This is a genomic window from Streptomyces sp. NPDC048331 (assembly GCF_043201215.1).
GTDB lineage: Bacteria > Actinomycetota > Actinomycetes > Streptomycetales > Streptomycetaceae > Streptomyces.
In genome coordinates, this window is record NZ_JBICYT010000030.1 from 57504 (window position 1) to 74788 (window position 17285).

Here is a 17285-nt window from a genome sequence, read left to right on the forward strand (position 1 = left end):
TCGAGGCGCGGGGGTCCGGGGGCGGAGCCCCCGGCAACGGCGCCGCACGGCACCCGCACCCGGCGCCGCACGGCACCCGCACCCGGCGCCGCACGGCACCCGCACCCGGCGCCGCACGGCCCCGGATCCGCACCCCCCGCCCGGCCCGAGGGCTACGCGCGGGGGCGACCCATCGCCCGGTACGTCCAGCCCGCCGCCCGCCACCGCACCGGGTCCAGCGCGTTGCGGCCGTCCAGGATCAGCCGGTCGGTGACCACGCCCGCCAGCTCCGCCGGGTCGAGGTCGCGGAACTCGCGCCACTCGGTCAGGTGCAGGACGACCTCCGCGCCGCGGGCCGCCGCCGCAGCGGACTCCGCGTAGCCCAGCGTCGGGAAGACGCGGCGGGCGTTGTCCATGCCCTTGGGGTCGTAGACGGTGACCTGTCCGCCCTGCAGGTGGATCTGCCCGGCCACGTTCAGCGCGGGCGAGTCGCGTACGTCGTCGGAGTCCGGCTTGAAGGTGGCTCCGAGCACGGCGACCCGCTTGCCGAGGAAGGACCCGCCCACGGCCTCGCGGGCGAGCTCGACCATGTGCCCTCGGCGCCGCATGTTGATGGAGTCGACCTCGCGCAGGAAGGTCAGCGCCTGGTCGGCGCCCAGCTCGCCGGCGCGCGCCATGAACGCCCGGATGTCCTTGGGCAGGCAGCCGCCGCCGAAGCCGATCCCCGCGCGCAGGAACTTCGCGCCGATCCGCTCGTCGTAGCCGATGGCCTCGGCCAGCTTGACCACGTCCCCGCCGGCGGCCTCGCACACCTCCGCCATCGCGTTGATGAAGGAGATCTTGGTCGCGAGGAAGGAGTTCGCGGCGGTCTTCACCAGCTCCGCGGTCGGGAAGTCGGTGACCACCAGCGGGGTCCCCTCCGACATCGGGGTCTCGTACACCTCCCGCAGCAGCTTCTCGGCGCGCTCGCCCTGGACGCCGATCACGATCCGGTCGGGGTGCAGGGTGTCGTCCACCGCGAAGCCCTCCCGCAGGAACTCCGGGTTCCAGGCCAGCTCCACGTCCGCGCCCGCGGGGGCCAGCTCCGCGAGCTTCACCGCGAGCCGCTCCGCCGAGCCCACCGGCACCGTGGACTTGCCGACGACCAGGACCGGCCGCGTCAGGTGCGGGGCCAGCGAGGTCATCGCGGAGTCGACGTAGGACATGTCGCAGGCGTACTCGCCGTGCTTCTGCGGGGTGTTCACGCAGACGAAGTGGACGTCACCGAAGGCGCCGACCTCTTCGTAGGAGGTGGTGAAGCGCAGCCGGCCGGTCGAGCCCGGCAGTCCGACCACGTGCTTGGCCAGCAGCTCCTCCAGCCCGGGCTCGTACATCGGGACCCGGCCCGAGGCCAGCATCTCGATCTTCTCGGGCACCACGTCCAGCCCCAGCACCTCGAAGCCCAGCTCCGCCATGGCGGCGGCGTGGGTGGCGCCGAGGTAGCCGGTGCCGATCACAGTGATCCTGAGGGGGGCCATGGGTGCTCCAGAGGTGCGGGGCCGTTTGCGGCCACTGAGCATAGTCGGGCCCACCGGCGGGGACGTTCCCCAGGAGACCGCCGCTGTCACCCATCTCACGTGGGCCGTCCATATCGCCATCCGTGACCGGGCCACTAAGCTTGGGTTACTTAACGGTAGTTAGCATCACGTATCGCGTGTCATCACTGGGGAGTGAGAGATCTTGGCGGGTTCTGCCGACTTCGACCTGTACCGCCCGGCCGAGGAGCACGACATGCTCCGCGAGTCGGTCCGCTCGCTCGCCGAGGCGAAGATCCTGCCGTTCGCGGCCGCGGTCGACGAGGAGTCCCGCTTCCCGCAGGAGGCCCTGGACGCCCTGGTCTCCAGCGATCTGCACGCCGTCCACGTGCCCGAGACCTACGGCGGCGCGGGCGCCGACGCCCTCGCCACCGTGATCGTGATCGAGGAGGTGGCCCGTGTCTGCGCCTCCTCCTCCCTCATCCCGGCCGTGAACAAGCTCGGCTCGCTCCCGGTGATCCTCTCCGGTTCCGAGGAGCTCAAGGCCAAGTACCTGGGCCCGCTCGCCAAGGGCGACGCGATGTTCTCGTACGCGCTCTCCGAGCCGGACGCGGGCTCCGACGCCGCCGGCATGAAGACCCGCGCCGTGCGCGACGGGGACTTCTGGGTGCTCAACGGCGTCAAGCGTTGGATCACCAACGCGGGCGTCTCCGAGTACTACACGGTGATGGCCGTCACCGACCCCGAGAAGCGCTCCAAGGGCATCAGTGCCTTCGTCGTGGAGAAGGGCGACGAGGGCGTGTCCTTCGGCGCCCCGGAGAAGAAGCTCGGCATCAAGGGCTCCCCGACGCGCGAGGTCTACCTCGACAACGTCCGGATCCCCGCCGACCGCATGATCGGCGCCGAGGGCACCGGCTTCGCCACCGCGATGAAGACCCTGGACCACACCCGCATCACCATCGCGGCCCAGGCGCTCGGCATCGCCCAGGGCGCCCTGGACTACGCCAAGGGCTACGTCCAGGAGCGCAAGCAGTTCGGCAAGCCGATCGGCGACTTCCAGGGCGTGCAGTTCATGCTCGCGGACATGGCCATGAAGGTCTCGGCCGCCCGCGCCCTGACCTACCAGGCCGCCGCCGCCTCCGAGCGCGGCGACGCCGACCTGACGTACCTCGGCGCCGCGGCCAAGTGCTTCGCCTCCGACATCGCCATGGAGGTCACCACGGACGCCGTCCAGCTCCTCGGCGGTTACGGCTACACCCGTGACTACCCGGTCGAGCGCATGATGCGCGACGCCAAGATCACCCAGATCTACGAGGGCACCAACCAGGTCCAGCGGATCGTCATGGCCCGCAACCTGCCGTAACCCCCGGTCCGACCTGCGTCGACGCGAACGCCTCCCGGTGGCCCGCCGGGGGACGTTCGCGCGTCAGGCGGCGGGCTAGGCTGTGCCGCTGTCAGCCGTAGGCGCGCAGGTGGGGCGGAAGAGCATGTTCACGGAACGCCGGACAGCGGCGATGCTCGGGCAGATCGCCCGCCAGGACGTGGTCGAGATCGGTCCGGAGCAGGCCGCCGGCCGGGTGGCCGCCCTGGCCCACGTGGCGGAGCAGTACGGCTACGCGTACGACCGGGCCCACCGGACGGGGCACAACGACCTGCAGATCCTGGTGCGGATGTACCGGGACCCGCACCCCGAGGCACGCGCCCGCGAAGCGGCGACCATCGCCGCCCACCCGCGGGCCGGTAGTGGCGGGACGGTGCCGGGCATGCGGCCGGGGACGGTCAGGCCGACCCCCGAGGCCGAGGAGGCCGTGGCCCGGCTGAAGGACCGGATCATGCTCGACGTCCTGGCCCAGGCCGCGGACGGGCGGCAGCAGGCCTTCGCCTACGGATCCTGCGCGGTCCTGGCGCTCGTCCTGCTCCTCGCCGGGATGCCGATCGGCGCGCTGGTCGGCGGCGGGGCGCTCGCGGCCCTCCTGTGGGGCGCCTTCACGCTGGGTACGGTCCGCCGGCAGCGGATCGCCCGACGGCTGACCGACGCCGGGTTCGTCCCGATCCGGGACGAGACCGGCAGGCAGCGCTTCCTGCGCCCCGGACAACAACTGCCGGGCCACACCAACCCGTTCACCGCCTGACGGTCGAACGAACCGGTCGACACCGGTCATTTCATGACACGCCGAGTGCGCCGCCCTCAGGGGAACGCACCTGGTCACCCCCCATCCGGCACCGGCCTCGGGACGCCCCCCGGATGGGCTAAATTTGGACCTTCGTACGCCGGAATCGGTTGGGGAGAACGCAATGACGGAAGCGATCCTGCTGGTCGGCGGACAAGGGACGCGCCTGCGCCCCGTGACGGTGAACACGCCCAAGCCGATGGTCCCCACGGCCGGCGTCCCGTTCCTCGCCCACCAGATAGCCAGGGCCGCCGCCGCCGGTGTCACGCACATCGTGATGGCCACCTGCTACCTCGCCGAGGTCTTCGAGCCCTACTTCGGCGACGGATCCGACTTCGGCCTCAGCCTGGAATACGTGGTCGAGGACGAGCCGCTGGGCACCGGCGGCGCCATCCGCAACGCCGGAGCACGCCTGACCGGCGGCCCGGACTCCTCCGTCCTCGTCTTCAACGGGGACATCCTCACCGGCCTGGACATCGCCGGGCTGGTCCGGTCCCACGAGGCGGCCGACGCGGACGTCTCCCTGCACCTGGTCCGGGTCGACGACCCGCGCGCCTTCGGCCTGGTCCCGACCGACTCCGAGGGGCGGGTGCTGGCCTTCACCGAGAAGCCGCAGACCCCCGAGGAGATCATCACCGACCAGATCAACGCCGGCTGCTACGTCTTCCGCCGCAGCGTGATCGACTCCATCCCGGCCGGCCGGCCCGTCTCCGTCGAGCGTGAGACCTTCCCCGGCCTGCTCGCCGCCGGGGCCAAGCTGCACGGCGTCACCGAGAACACCTACTGGATGGACCTCGGCAAGCCCGAGTCGATCATCCAGGCCTCCGCCGACCTCGTCCGCGGCGTGGTCCCGTCCCCGGCCGTCCCCGGACGCCGCGGCGAATCCCTGGTCCTGCCGGGCGCCCACGTGGCGGCCGGAGCCAAGCTGTCCGGGGGCACCGTCGTCGGAGCGGGCGCCCGGATCGAGGCCGGAGCGGTGGTCCAGGGCTCCATCGTCCTCGACGACGCCGTCATCGGCCCGGACGCCCAGGTGAACGCCAGCCTGATCGGTGCCCGCGCCTCGGTCGGCGCGCGGACCGTCCTCGACGGCACGGTCGTCGGCGACGGCGCGGCCGTCGGAGCCGACAACGAACTGCGCGACGGAGCCCGCGTGTGGTGCGAGGCCCAGCTGCCCGCCGCCGCGATCCGGTTCTCCCCGGACGCCTGACCCGCGGTCCCGGTCCCGGTCCGGGCGGGGAGCACGGCCGCCCGGCCGCGCTCCCTCCCGGCCGTCAGTTACCGCGGACGGTGACCTTCTCGTCGTTCTGGATCTGCTTCACGAGCTGCTGCACCTTCGCCTTGTCCCAGACGAGGTTGCCGCCGCGCTGGCCGGAGATCGGCATGTTCATCGACACGCCGTCACCACCGTTGACACCCTTCATCGCGAAGAACATCTGGCCCATGTCGTACAGGCCCATGTCCTTGTCCACGATGAGGGTGTCCAGGCCCGCGCCCAGCATCGGGTAGAGCGCGAACGGATTGAGGATCGTCGACGGCGTCGCTGCCTGGCTCGCCAGCGCCGACAGGAACTTCTGCTGGTTCTTCGTGCGTTGCAGGTCCGACTCGGCGAAGGCGTACCGGGTCCGGACGAAGGCCAGCGACTGCTCGCCGTTGAGGGTCTGCTTGCCGGCCTTGAAGTCGGCGCCCGACTTCTCGTCCTTGAAGCCCTCCTCGATGTTCAGCTCCACACCGCCCAGCGCGTCCACGATGTTCGCGAAGCCGGCGAAGCCGATCTCCGCGTAGTGGTCGATGCGCAGGCCCGTGTTGTGCTCCACCGTCCGCACCAGCAGCTCGGGGCCGTCCTCCGCGTACGCGGCGTTGAGCTTGACCCGGCGCCCCTGCGCCGGGAACGTCTTGCCGGACTGCGAGCCCACGAAGGACGGGATCTCCACGTCCGAGTCACGGGGCAGCGAGATCATGGTGTTCCCGCTGGAGCACTTCGCCAGGATCATCATCGAGTCGGTCCGCTTGCCCTCGGCCGAGCCGGTGTGCAGCTTCTTCTTCTCCTCGGCGGACATCCCCTCGCGGCTGTCGGAGCCCACGATGAGGTACGTCGTGCAGTCGCCCTCCTTCGGCCGCTCGATGACCTTGGAGAGGTCCACCTCGCGGCGCACCTTGGAGTCGGCCCAGAAGTAGGTGGAGACGGACGTCACCACCAGCACGGAGAGCACCACGATCGAGCCGACCTTGATCCGCTTGCGCCAGTCCGGAGCGGGACCGGGCGCCCGCGCGGGGCGGCCGGGTCCGGACGGCCCACCGGGGCCTCCCGGCCCGCCGGGGCCGCCGCCCTGCGGCGACCCGTAGACCTGGCCGGTGTTGTAGCCGCTGTCGTAACCGCCGTACGTGTCGTGCCCGCCCGCCTGCTGCGGGGGTACGCCGTACGCGGGCGGCGGTCCCGCCGGGCGCTGCGGCTGCGGGGGCCGAGGCGGCTGCTGCGGCTGCGGCTGCCGCTGGATGTGCCGCATCCGCTGCACACCCTCGGGCTGCGGCTGCGCGCTGCCGCGCCCGTACGCGTCGTCACGACCTTCTGGCCAGTCATTCATGCGCCCAAGAATGCCTGCCCGAACGCGTGCTCCGACAGCCCGGTCCACATTCCGTACCGCGGCTGTTGCGAAGCTGATGCCGAGCCATCCCATCTCGGGGGGTGTCCTTCCGGTCCGGCCGGGCTCGCGGCTCCCGGCACGCACGCTCGCCGGGTTCTCGTCGGTCGCCGACGCTCCGCGTGGACTCCCTGCTCGGCCTTGCGATCGCACGCACCGGGCGCTGCTCCCTGATCCGGCCCGACCGGAAGGACACCCCCTAAGGTGTCCGTATGACACAGATACCGGGCGAGCTGCCCGGGAAGCCGACCGCAGCCTCCCGGACGACCCTCAGCCACATCATGACCGCCAACGACACCAACCTCCTCGGGACGGTGCACGGCGGCGTGATCATGAAGCTGGTGGACGACGCGGCGGGTGCCGTGGCCGGCCGCCACTCCGGCGGTCCGGCGGTCACCGCCTCCATGGACGAGATGGCCTTCCTCGCGCCCGTGCGCGTCGGCGACCTCGTCCACGTGAAGGCCCAGTGCAACTGGACCGGCCGCTCCTCCATGGAGATCGGCGTACGCGTCCTCGCGGAGCGCTGGAACGAGTCCACCCCCGCCACCCAGGTCGGCACCGCCTACCTCGTCTTCGCCGCGGTCGACGCCGAGGGCAAGCCCCGCGAGGTCCCGCCCGTCCTCCCCGAGACGGAGCAGGACGAGCGGCGCTACCAGGAGGCCCAGATCCGTCGCACCCACCGGCTCGCCCGCCGGCAGGCGATCATGGCGCTGCGCGAGGAGCGGGCGGCCCAGGGCTTCGACGACTGACGGCCGCCCCGGACCGCCTCGGGGCCCTCAGTCCCCGCACACCACCTGGTCACCGGTGACCACCCCGAAGGTGCCCTGGTACGGGTCCTCGGCGCGCACCGGCACCACCTTGCGGTAGTCCGCCCCCGCGACCACCACCACCGTCCGGCCCTGGCCCGCCACCGCCCGCAGCTCGCTGCCCGGCAGCGCGGTCGCCACCGACCGGGCGGAGCGGTCCCAGCGCGGGTCGTACGTGATCACCGTGCGCTTGACCTCGCGGCCGGCGCCGTTGCCCGGGGCCCGGGTGGTGTCGAAGCCGGTGGCCCGCAGCGCGGCGTCGACCCGGCCGCCCAGCCCGTCGATCCGGGTGCCGTTCTCCACCTGGACCCGGACCTGGGGCGGGGGCACGTCCACGGGGACCGCCGCCGGCGGGCCGCCGCCGGTCTTCCCGGGCCGGGCCGGGGCCAGCGGCCGGTCCTGGCGCAGTGCATCGAACAGCTTGGCCGCCTTCGGCTCGTCCCACTTCACGGTCGACCCGATGCCCTTCACGGGGAAGGAAGGGCTGCCGATGGGCACCGAGGCGAACTCGGAGGAGGACGGCGTGAAGTCCCGCATCGCCTGCCCGAGGGCCAGCATCTGCTCCGAGCCGAAGTCCTTGTCGGCCCGGACGGAGCCGAGGAGGGTGGAGCTGACCTCCTTGAACTTCACCGGATTCAGCAGCACCCCGCCTCCGATCGCCTGTTTGATCAGGGCGGCGACGAAGCGCTGCTGACGCTGCATCCGGCCGAGGTCGGAGGCCCCGTCGACATGGCGCGAGCGCACGTACTGCAGGGCCTGTCCACCGCTGAGGCGGTGGCTGCCGGGCAGCAGGTCGAGGCCGGTGTTGCGGTCGCGCATGGTCTTGGCCGTGCAGATCTCCACGCCGCCCATGGCGTCGACCGTCTTCATGAAGCTGGTGAAGTCGACCTCCAGGTAGTGGTCGATCTTCACCCGGGTCATGTTCTCCACGGTCCGCACGGTCAGATTGGGCCCGCCCTCCGCGTACGCCGCGTTCAACCGCACGGGGTGCGCCTTGTGCGCCTTGCGCGTCACGAGGTCCTGGTGGGCGGGCACCTCGGCGTAGCTGTCCCGGGGCAGGCTGATCACACTGGCCCGCTCCTTGTCCGCCGACAGGTGCACGAGCATGATCGTGTCCGTGCAGTGGCAGGGCGCGCCGCCCAGTCGGTACTCGCGCTTCTCCTCCGGGGAGATCTTCTCCCGGCCGTCGGTGCCCACCAGCAGGAAGTTGAGGCCGTGTCCGGCCTGCGGGCGGTTCTTCATGTCCTTGAACGGGTCCACCCGCTCGATCCCGGTGTCCAGGCCGGTCATCACGGCGTGCCCGATGGCGCCGGAGCCGAGCACCGCCACCGACAGGCCGGCCGCGAGCCGGACCCCCCACCGGGGCCGTCCGTCCCGGTGCCGGGCGCGACCGCCTCCGCCGCGTCGGGCGCGCTGCGGTCGGGGCGGCCCGTCAGGACGGGCGGGACGGTGCGGCTGGGGCACGGGGGACACCTCCGCGGGGGGCAGCGGGGAGACCGGCCGGGGCACTGGCCGGATCAGCTGATTCGGCAGAACAGTAGGCCCATACGATCAGCAGCTGTCCTTACCGATCGCTCGGCGCGCACCCGGTTCCCCCGTACGCGGTAACGTGACACCGATACCCGACCTTGAAGGACCACATGCCCACCCAGCAGCCCGCAGTCTCGGTGATCATGCCGGTGCTCGACGAGGAGCACTACCTCCGCGATTCCGTCCGCCACATCCTGGAACAGGAGTACGCGGGCGAGATGGAGGTGGTGATCGCACTCGGGCCGTCCACGGACCGCACCGACGAGATCGCCGCCGAACTCGTCGCCGAGGATCCCCGAGTCCACACCGTCCCGAATCCCACCGGCCGGACCCCGGCGGCGCTCAACGCCGCCATCAAGGCCTCCCGTCACCCGATCGTGGTGCGCGTCGACGGCCACGGCATGCTTTCGCCGAACTACATCGCCACCGCCGTCCGCCTCCTGGAGGAGACGGGCGCCCAGAACGTCGGCGGCATCATGCACGCCGAGGGCCAGAACGCCTGGGAGGAGGCCGTCGCCGCCGCGATGACCTCGAAGATCGGTGTCGGCAACGCGCCGTTCCACACCGGCGGCGCGGCGGGCCCGGCCGAGACGGTCTACCTCGGAGTCTTCCGCCGCGAGGCGCTGGAACAGCAGGGCGGCTACAACGAGGAGTTCATCCGCGCCCAGGACTGGGAGCTGAACTTCCGCATCCGCGAAGCCGGCGGTCTGATCTGGTTCTCGCCGGAGCTGATGGTCCAGTACCGTCCGCGGCGCTCCGTACGGGCCCTGGCCAAGCAGTACAAGGACTACGGTCGCTGGCGGCACGTGGTGGCCCGCTACCACTCGGGCTCCATCAACCTGCGCTACCTGGCCCCGCCGACCCTCGTCTGCGCGCTGGCCGCGAGCGTGGTCGTGGGCGTGACCGTCACCCCCCTCGGCTTCGTGCTCCCGGCCGGCTATCTCGCGGCGATCACCGCGGGCTCCGTCCCGGCGGGCAAGGGGCTCGGGATCAAGGCCCGGGCGCAGATCCCCGTCGCCCTGGCGACCATGCACCTGAGCTGGGGCTTCGGCTTCCTGACCAGCCCGCGGGCGTTGGCGAACAAGGTCATCGCGAGTCGCCGTCCGGCCGTGCGGCGGGACTCCTCGCAGGTCTGAGACGTACGCAAGGGGCCCGGACCGGAGGCTGCGAAGATCCGCAGTCGCCGGGCCGGGCCCCTTTCGCGTGCGTACTACCAGGTGAAGCCCGGCTGGATCGCCATACAGGCGCCCTCGTTGTCGCCGTTGAGGGCGTGGGCCGAGGTCGGGGCCACGGTCGGGGCGGGCGGCGGCGGGGTCGGCGCGTTGCCGGTCCGCCAGTCCTTGCCGACGTACAGGGTGACCCCGGAGACCTCCTCGGACTTCTGCACCGCGGTGGCGGGCAGGCCCAGGGCGGTGGCCACGGCGCCCGCGTCGGCCGCCTGGGCGTTCGTGGCGTAGCGGACCACGGTGGTGTCCTCGGCGCCGGTCCGGGTGTCGGCGGCGGCCTTGGTGAAGCCCTTGCCGGTCAGCAGCGCGGCCACGTCGTTCGCCCGGTTCTTGACCCGGGTCTCGGCGCCGTCCTTGCCGCTCGTGGCGTTGCGGACGGAGACCACGACCTTCGCGGGAGCCGCGGCCGGCGCCGTGGTCGCGGCGGTGCTCGGGGTACCGGGAGCCGTGCTCGGGGTGCCCGGGGCCGCGGAGGGGCCCGGTGACGGGGACGCGCCGCCCTCCGGGGTCCCGTTGCCCTTGCCGTCGAGCGCGATGTCCTCGCGGACCATCCGGAAGACGGCCTCGGCCTCGTTCGCCATGGGCTCGACCCGGCCGTCCAGGCCCGGCCTGGTGCTGTAGACCCAGGGCATGGTGGTCATGGTGATCCGGCCCGGGGGCACCTTCTTGAGCTCCATGCTCAGGTCGTAGAGCTTGTCGATCTTGTTCAGACCGGTGTCCACGACCATGGCGTCGATGGCCGCCTGCGCCAGGCTGTTGAGCTTCACCGGGTTGGTGAGCTTGGCGTTCTTGCGGAACTCGCGGGCCATCGAGGTCATGTACTGGTGCTGCGCGTGGGTGCGGCCGATGTCGGTGCCGTCCTCGAAGCCGTAGCGGGTGCGCAGCCACTGCAGGGCCTGCTCGCCCTGGATCACGCTCGTGCCCTTCGGCAGCTTCAGGCCGGAGCCCTTGCCGTCACGGGTGCGGGACTCGACGTTCTCCTCGACGCAGACCGGGACGCCGCCGATGGCGTCCGCCATCGAGACCACGCCCTTGAAGTCGATCATCATGAAGTGATCGATGGGGATCTTCGTCAGTTCCTGCCAGGCGGCGACCGTGCAGCCCGGACCGCCGCGCTGCAGGGACTCGTTGGTCTGGACGAGGCCCTTGCTGGCGGGGTGCACCTTGCCGCCCGGTTCGGTGCACTTGGGCATCATCAGCATCGTGTCGCGCGGCATGGAGACCACCGACATGTTGCTGCGGTCGGCCGACAGGTGCAGCAGCATCTGCACGTCCGCCAGCGGCGGCCCGTCGAAGGTGTCCGTGGCCCCGCCGAGGGCCTGGTTCGCCGCGTCGTCGCGCGCGTCGGAGCCGATCAGCAGGATGTTCAGCGGGGTCTGCCCGAAGGCGTTGGGCTTGGAACCGCCCAGTTTGGTCTCACCGAGGTTCAGCGCGTCCGTGTGGATGCTGCCGTTCAGGTGCTGGTAGTACAGGTATCCGGCGGCCGCCGTGCCGAGTATCAGCAGGGACAGCACCGAGGCCGTCCAGCGCAGCACGCGCCGCCGGCCCTGTCTGCGGGGACGGTCGCCGGCAGCCCGGCGAACCGCTCTGGAGCCGCCCCGCTGTGGGGGCACCGTGCCGGACGCGTCCGCCCCGCCGTCGGATATCTCCTCGGCGGCCTGGGCGGTCGCCCCCTCCCCTCGCACGCTGCTGTGCCTCACACGTCCCCCTCGAGATCCTTCATGGTCGACTGAGTGCCGGTGTCACCGGCCGAGCCTGTTACTTGGCGCAGACGGCCTTGTCGGCCTGCGCCTGCTGCACGTCCTCGGGCAGCTGCTGGGGCGCCGCAGGTGCCAGCGGGGTGCCCGGTTGCTGGAAGTCCGGACCCAGCGTCAGCTTCATCGGGGTCTTCGCCGAGGCGTCCGCCGTCCCCACCTTCAGCGCGGTCGCGGGCAGGCCCATCATGTCCGCCAGCGCCCGGGCCTGGTCGGCCTGGTTGGGGGCGTACTCCAGCTGCGTGGCGCCGACCTTCGCCGGCGCGTTGCCCTCGTTGCCGGACTTGGACACGCCCTTGCTGTTCTGCAGCCAGTTCACCGTGGTGGAGGCCGCGCCCTTGGGACCGCCGCCGTTGTAGACGCTCACCCGTACGTCCGTCGCGGCCGCGCGGTTGCCCTGGAGCAGGGCGTCCTGCTTGGCCTTCGTGTCCGCGTCGGCCGCCTCCTTGGCGGCCGCTTCCTTCTTCTCGACCTCCGTGAGCGAGACGTCCCCCCGGATCATCTGCAGCAACGGATCGGCCAAGGCGTGATCGACGACGACGGTCGCCTTCTTGCCTTCCGGTTCGGCCGGGTTGTCGAGCACCGGCAGGGTGGTGAAGGTGATGTTCTTGGTGTCGATGCCCTTCAACTCACCCGCCAGATCGGTGAGTTTGCCGATGGACCCGATCCCCGAGTCCACGCCCAGCGACTTGGTCGCGGCCTCCGCGAGGGAGAGGAACTTCTTGGGGCTGGTCAGTGTCTCCTTCGACTTCATCTCGCGCATCATCGAACCCAGGAACTGCTGCTGGATCCTGATCCGGTCGAGGTCGCTGTTGTTGCCGAAGCCGTGCCGGGTCCGGACGAAGGCGAGGGCCTCCTCGCCCTGCAACCGGTGTTCGCCGGCGTCCAACTTGAGGTGGGAACCCTCCTCGTCGTTGACGGGCTTGGCCAGACACACCGGCACGCCGCCGACCGCCGTGCTCAGCGTCTTGACGGCGTTGAAGTCGGCCATCATGAAGTGGTCGACCTCGATGCCGGTGAGTTCCTTGACCGTACGCATCGTGCAGCCCGCGTCACGACCCTCCTGGCCCAGGCTGGTGTTGAAGCGGGTGTTCTTGGTGGGCGCGATCGTCTTCGTCGATCCGTCCGGCTGCTTGGTCGGGCAGGCCGGGATGTTGGCGATCAGGTCGCGGGGGATGGACAGCGCGGTCGCGTTCGTCCGGTCCTTCGAGACGTGGAACAGGATCGTGGTGTCGGCGTGGCCGACGCTGTCCTTGTCCCCGTAGGCCTCGTTACCGGCGCCGGTGCGCTTGTCGGTCCCGATGACCAGGATGTTGATGGCCTGGTCCTTCTTGAAGCCGCCGGTGCCCGCTCCCGCCACGTCGGTGACGCTGAGGTTGCCGTTCAGGTGGTCGTAGTAGAGGTACCCCGCCACGGCGCCGCCGACCAGCAGGAACGCCAGCACGCCGCCGGTGATGGTGAGCGCCTTCTTACGGCCGCCACCGCCGAGCTTGCGGGAGCGCCCGCCGCGCCGGCCGCCCGGGGGCGGGTCGCCACGCCGCGGCCGCGGTACACCGGGCGCGGGCGTGGTGGGCGTCGAGGGAGCAGACGGCGATCTGCGGGGTGCGGTGACCTTGGGCCGCGCTTGCGCGGCGGAGTCGGCCAGTCGCAGTTCGTAGTTGCCGGTGCGGGGATTGAGTACCCACTGGTCTGCGGGGTCGATTTCGTCCGCCCGCCCACGGCTTTGCGCATCCACGGTTGCTCGAATCCTCCGTCGGTGCCTCGCGACGCGCCTCCCCCAGGCGCACGGTCAACGATCCGGCTGCTGGTGCCCGCCTCTGGTCCGGCCGGGCACCGGATCGCTCACCCTATCCGCCCTGTTCGGCGGCAAACCATGCTGGTGACAAATTCCACTCCCCTTATAACGGGGCGAACCGCCCATCCCGCTCGGTTCGGTCACCGCCTTTTGGGATTGCTTTACCGGCAGTCGGCGTTGCCCGCAGTGGTTCCCGTAAAAGTAGGGACGGGTACCTGAGGTGTGATGGTTCCCTCGTCCGTGGAGTCCGTGTCCGGATCGGCCTCCGTGTCCACCTCCGCGGCCTCGGTCGGACGCGCGGTCGGGGTGGGCTTCGGCGGGGCGACCGTGACCGGCTCGTCCATCCGTAGCCGGCGGAACAGCCGCTCCGCGGCGGGCTCGACCAGCTCGTCCCGGTTCGGGTCGGGTGCGTACGGCTTGCGGGGCACCGTCAGGAACTTGACCTGATGGGTCGGGATGTCCCGCATGCCCCGCACGAGTTCGTACAGCCCGCGCAGCGAGGCCAGTCCCGGATCCGTGGTCACCGAGGAGGTCGCCGCGTCCAGCAGCGGGTACAGCCGGGTCGGATTGAGCAGCACCCCGTTGCTCTGCACCTTCTTGACGAGCGATCCGAGGAACTGCTGCTGCCGGTCCATCCGTTCGGTGTCGCTGCCGTTGCCCAGGCTGTGGCGGGCGCGGACGTAGCCCAGCGCCTGCTCGCCCCGGAGGGTCTGGCGGCCGGCGGCCAGCCGCAGCTTGGCCTCGGAGTCGTTCACCGGCTCCTTGAGGCAGACCTCCACCCCGCCGATGGCGTCGACCATCTTCTTGAACCCGCCGAAGTCGATCACCATGTGATGGTCGACACGGATCCCGGTGAGCTTTTCCACCGTACGGATCGTGCAGGCGGCCCCGCCCCACTGGAACGCCCAGTTGAACTGCGAGAACCGCGCGGCGGTGCGGCTCCCGTCCGGCTGCAGGCAGGAAGGGATGTCCGTCATCAGGTCCCGGGGGATCGACACCGCGGTCGCGCTCCGGCGGTCCTGCGGCAGATGCAGCAGGATCGTGGTGTCCGAGCGCTGGGTGCCCCCGTCCTGGCCGTAGCGGGCGTTGTCCTTGCCGGAGCGCGAGTCCGAGCCGATCAGCAGGATGTTCTCGGCCCCGGTGGCCAGGTGTGCCGGGCGCTCGCGCTCGTAGCGCCGCAGCTCGGCCGCGGCCGAGGTGTCCTCGGTGATGTTCCCGTCGAGCTTGTTGTAGACCCACCAGCCGGTGGCCGTGCCCGCCAGGACCACGAAGACCGTCCCGAGGCCGAGCCGGCGCAGCAGTCGGCGCCGACGCCCGCGGCTGGGCGGGGGTCGCCCCGCGCCCCCGGCGGGGGCGCCGCCCGGTATGCCTGCGCTGTCCGTCACTGGCGTCCGTCCCCTCGCCGTTACGACTGCGGGCCGTCAGCCGTACGGGTGAGCACGGCCACTGCCGATGCTGCCCCGGGGTCGCCGGAGCGGCCCGGGGGCGAGGCCTTGTCTAGGGCCATGCGGGTGACAAATCGCCCGTACCCGCACTTCACCAGTGTGGGTGACCGGCTTCGGGACGGCGATCAGACGGTGTGGGTGACGCGCTCGCTCTCGCGGCGCTGGGCCAGCCCGTCCGCCGGGAGCCGGTCCAGGTTCCGGCACAGCACCACGGACCCACCTGCGGCCAGTGCGGCGTACAGCCCCGCCGACAGGCCCTCCCAGGTGTCGTAGCCCAGCCCGGTCAGCACGCGCGACCCCGGACCGAGGTCGAGCTTCGCCGCGTCCTCCCGCGCTCGGGCCACCAGCTCCGCCTGCGTGAGTTCCGCGCCGCCCACGACCAGCGCCGGGCCCTCGGGATCCACCGGCACGAACGGCGCGAAGCGGTCGCCCTGCCCCGGCACCTCCACCGCGTAGTCGGCGAACCCGGCCGGCGGCTGCGGGAACCGTCCACCCAGCGGCCGCAGCGCGAGCGCCACCCGCTCACCGCCGCACGCCAGGGCCGGTTCCAGGGTGTCCGGCCCGCTCACGACGAGATCCGCGCCGGCCGGGTCCGCGCCGATCTCGGCGACGACCCCGACGGACGCGCAGGCGAGCAGCCACACCGCGCTCTGCCAGTGCGCCGGGAGCATCAGCGCGAGCCGGTCCCCGGGCTCGGCCCCCAGGTCGCCCTGGAGCAGATTGGCGGTCTTGGCCACCCAATTGGCGAAGGTCGCGACGGACAATTCGACGCGCTCGCCGGTGGCATCGTCGTAGAAGGTGACGAGCGGGCGGCCCGGATCGGCGGCGAGCGCGGATCGCAGCAGGTCGGCAGGGGTGCGGTCAGTGGCGTTCACCCGGCACAGCGTACGCGGGCCCGTCCCCCGTACGGGGGCGGTCGGCTCCTCCGTACGGGGGAGGGGTACGCGCGGCGGGTCGGACGGAGCGTCAGTTCTCGGATGGCGAGCGGCCGTCGGCGTGCTCACCATCCTTTTCATGCGTGGATTCCTTGCTTCCTCGATCGGCGTCGCGACGGCCGCCGTACTGGCCCTGCCCCTCGCGCTCCCCACTCCCGCCCTGGCCGAGACCGCCCCCGTAACCCCCGCCGGGTCCACCCAATCGCTGCCGCTCGTCCCGCTGGGACCCTCGGCGACGCGGACGCCCGGAGTCCCCGGAATGAGTGCCTCCGCTGGTCGCGCCGAGACGCAGGGCCTCACCGCACGCGAGGTCAAGACGTTCTCGATGGTCGGCGTGGTCTGGGACGACGCGACCACCGAACTGCACGGTCGGGTCCAGGTGCGGACCCGCTCCACCCGGACCGCCACCTGGTCGGACTGGCAGGACGTCGAGACCCACAACGGCGAGCACGCCGCCGACCCCGACGCGGCGGAACGCGGCTCGCGGCAGATCCGTGGCGCCACCGCCCCGCTGTGGGTGGGCGAGTCCGACGCCGTCGAGGTCCGGGTCCAGGCCGAATCCGGCGCACCGGCCACCCGAGCCTCCTCCCGGCTGCCCACGGGCATGCGGATCGAGCTCGTCGACCCGGGCGCGGACACCCCCACCACCGGGTCCGACGGCAAGAACACCGGCTCGGACGGTGACGGCAAGGGCGAGGTGGTGCCCGCCATGTCGATGGGGACGGCGGAGTCCTCCGCCGCGAACGTCCCGCACGCCTCGCTCGGCGCGAACGAGATCACCGCGCTCGACAAGGCCGACTCCACCGCCGACGCCGTCTTCGCGAGCGACGGCGAACTGACCGCGGCCGCGGCCCCGTACATCGGCCCGCGTCCGCGGATCGTCACCCGCAAGGGCTGGGGCGCGGACGAGGGCCTGCGCGAGTCGGGCTTCGTCTACACGAGCACCGTCAAGGCGGCCTTCGTCCACCACAGCGCCTCCGGCAACAACTACGCCTGCAAGGACGCCCCCGCGGTCCTGCGCAGCCTGTACCGCTACCACGTGGTCAGCAACGGCTGGCGGGACCTCGGCTACAACTTCGCCGTCGACAAGTGCGGAACGGTCTACGAGGGTCGCGCCGGCGGGGTCGCCAAGGCGGTCCTCGGCGCGCACACCATGGGCTTCAACACCAACAGCATGGGCGTCGCGGTACTGGGCACCTTCACCTCCACAGCCCCGCCGGCGGCGGTCGTCGACGCGGTCGCCCGGCTCACGGCCTGGAAGCTCGGCCTCTTCGGCCGGGACCCGCGCGCGAAGACCACCCTGACCTCGGGCGGGGGGAACCTCTACCCCAAGGGCAGGAACGTGTCGATGAACGTCATCGCCGGCCACCGGGACGGCTTCGCCACCCAATGCCCCGGCACGAAGCTCTACGGCAAGCTCCCCACGACCCGCACGGCCTCGGCCAAGCTCCAGGGCCGGCCGTAGGGGATCCGGCCCCGCCGGCGTCCGAA

Annotated in this window: 13 protein-coding genes; 6 read left to right on the forward strand and 7 right to left on the reverse strand. The window is 71.6% G+C overall.

Going from position 1 to position 17285, the window contains the following annotated elements; translation table 11 throughout:
* Positions 1-152: 152 nt before the first annotated feature.
* Positions 153-1496, reverse strand: coding sequence for a UDP-glucose/GDP-mannose dehydrogenase family protein (locus ACGFYY_RS32010; protein WP_365270670.1), 1344 nt, complete (start codon positions 1494-1496; stop codon positions 153-155).
* Between the two features lie 202 nt (positions 1497-1698).
* Here ACGFYY_RS32010 and ACGFYY_RS32015 point away from each other — a divergent pair, with 202 nt between their 5' ends.
* The 3 genes from ACGFYY_RS32015 (at position 1699) to ACGFYY_RS32025 (ending at position 4871) form a co-directional block, all read left to right on the forward strand.
* A complete protein-coding gene (locus ACGFYY_RS32015; protein WP_365270673.1) occupies positions 1699-2856 on the forward strand; it encodes an acyl-CoA dehydrogenase family protein in 1158 nt (385 codons plus the stop codon).
* A 124-nt stretch (positions 2857-2980) separates the two neighbouring features.
* The gene (locus ACGFYY_RS32020; RefSeq protein WP_393714765.1) at positions 2981-3625 is read left to right on the forward strand and encodes a hypothetical protein; all 645 of its coding nucleotides are present in this window, start codon (positions 2981-2983) and stop codon (positions 3623-3625) included.
* 163 nt (positions 3626-3788) lie between these two features.
* Positions 3789-4871, forward strand: coding sequence for an NDP-sugar synthase (locus ACGFYY_RS32025; RefSeq protein WP_365270679.1), 1083 nt, complete (start codon positions 3789-3791; stop codon positions 4869-4871).
* A gap of 64 nt (positions 4872-4935) precedes the next feature.
* On the opposite strand, the gene ACGFYY_RS32030 is transcribed toward ACGFYY_RS32025, so the two are convergent.
* Entirely contained in the window at positions 4936-6246 is a 1311-nt protein-coding gene (locus ACGFYY_RS32030) for an LCP family protein (RefSeq protein ID WP_365270681.1), read from the reverse strand.
* A gap of 269 nt (positions 6247-6515) precedes the next feature.
* Here ACGFYY_RS32030 and ACGFYY_RS32035 point away from each other — a divergent pair, with 269 nt between their 5' ends.
* Complete coding sequence (locus tag ACGFYY_RS32035; RefSeq protein ID WP_365270684.1) at positions 6516-7052, forward strand: acyl-CoA thioesterase; 537 nt, start codon at positions 6516-6518, stop codon at positions 7050-7052.
* 27 nt (positions 7053-7079) lie between these two features.
* Here ACGFYY_RS32035 and ACGFYY_RS32040 read toward each other — a convergent pair whose 3' ends face one another.
* A complete protein-coding gene (locus ACGFYY_RS32040; RefSeq protein ID WP_365270687.1) occupies positions 7080-8573 on the reverse strand; it encodes an LCP family protein in 1494 nt (497 codons plus the stop codon).
* 176 nt (positions 8574-8749) lie between these two features.
* On the opposite strand from ACGFYY_RS32040, the gene ACGFYY_RS32045 reads away from it, so the two are divergent.
* A complete protein-coding gene (locus tag ACGFYY_RS32045) occupies positions 8750-9775 on the forward strand; it encodes a glycosyltransferase family 2 protein (RefSeq protein WP_365270690.1) in 1026 nt (341 codons plus the stop codon).
* Positions 9776-9849: 74 nt separating this feature from the next.
* Here the strand turns inward: ACGFYY_RS32045 and ACGFYY_RS32050 are convergent, their stop codons facing one another.
* The 4 genes from ACGFYY_RS32050 to ACGFYY_RS32065 form a co-directional block, all read right to left on the reverse strand.
* A complete protein-coding gene (locus tag ACGFYY_RS32050; protein WP_393714768.1) occupies positions 9850-11565 on the reverse strand; it encodes an LCP family protein in 1716 nt (571 codons plus the stop codon).
* 58 nt (positions 11566-11623) lie between these two features.
* Entirely contained in the window at positions 11624-13354 is a 1731-nt protein-coding gene (locus tag ACGFYY_RS32055) for an LCP family protein (RefSeq protein ID WP_393714770.1), read from the reverse strand.
* 221 nt (positions 13355-13575) lie between these two features.
* Positions 13576-14799, reverse strand: a complete 1224-nt coding sequence (locus ACGFYY_RS32060; protein ID WP_365270701.1) for an LCP family protein — start codon at positions 14797-14799, stop codon at positions 13576-13578.
* Positions 14800-14984: 185 nt separating this feature from the next.
* A complete protein-coding gene (locus ACGFYY_RS32065) occupies positions 14985-15734 on the reverse strand; it encodes a TIGR03089 family protein (RefSeq protein WP_393714773.1) in 750 nt (249 codons plus the stop codon).
* 139 nt (positions 15735-15873) lie between these two features.
* Between ACGFYY_RS32065 and ACGFYY_RS32070 the strand changes: the two genes are divergently transcribed.
* Positions 15874-17259 carry a peptidoglycan recognition protein gene (locus ACGFYY_RS32070; RefSeq protein ID WP_393714775.1) on the forward strand — a complete coding sequence of 462 codons (1386 nt, stop codon included), beginning with the start codon at positions 15874-15876 and terminating at the stop codon, positions 17257-17259.
* Positions 17260-17285: the final 26 nt, after the last annotated feature.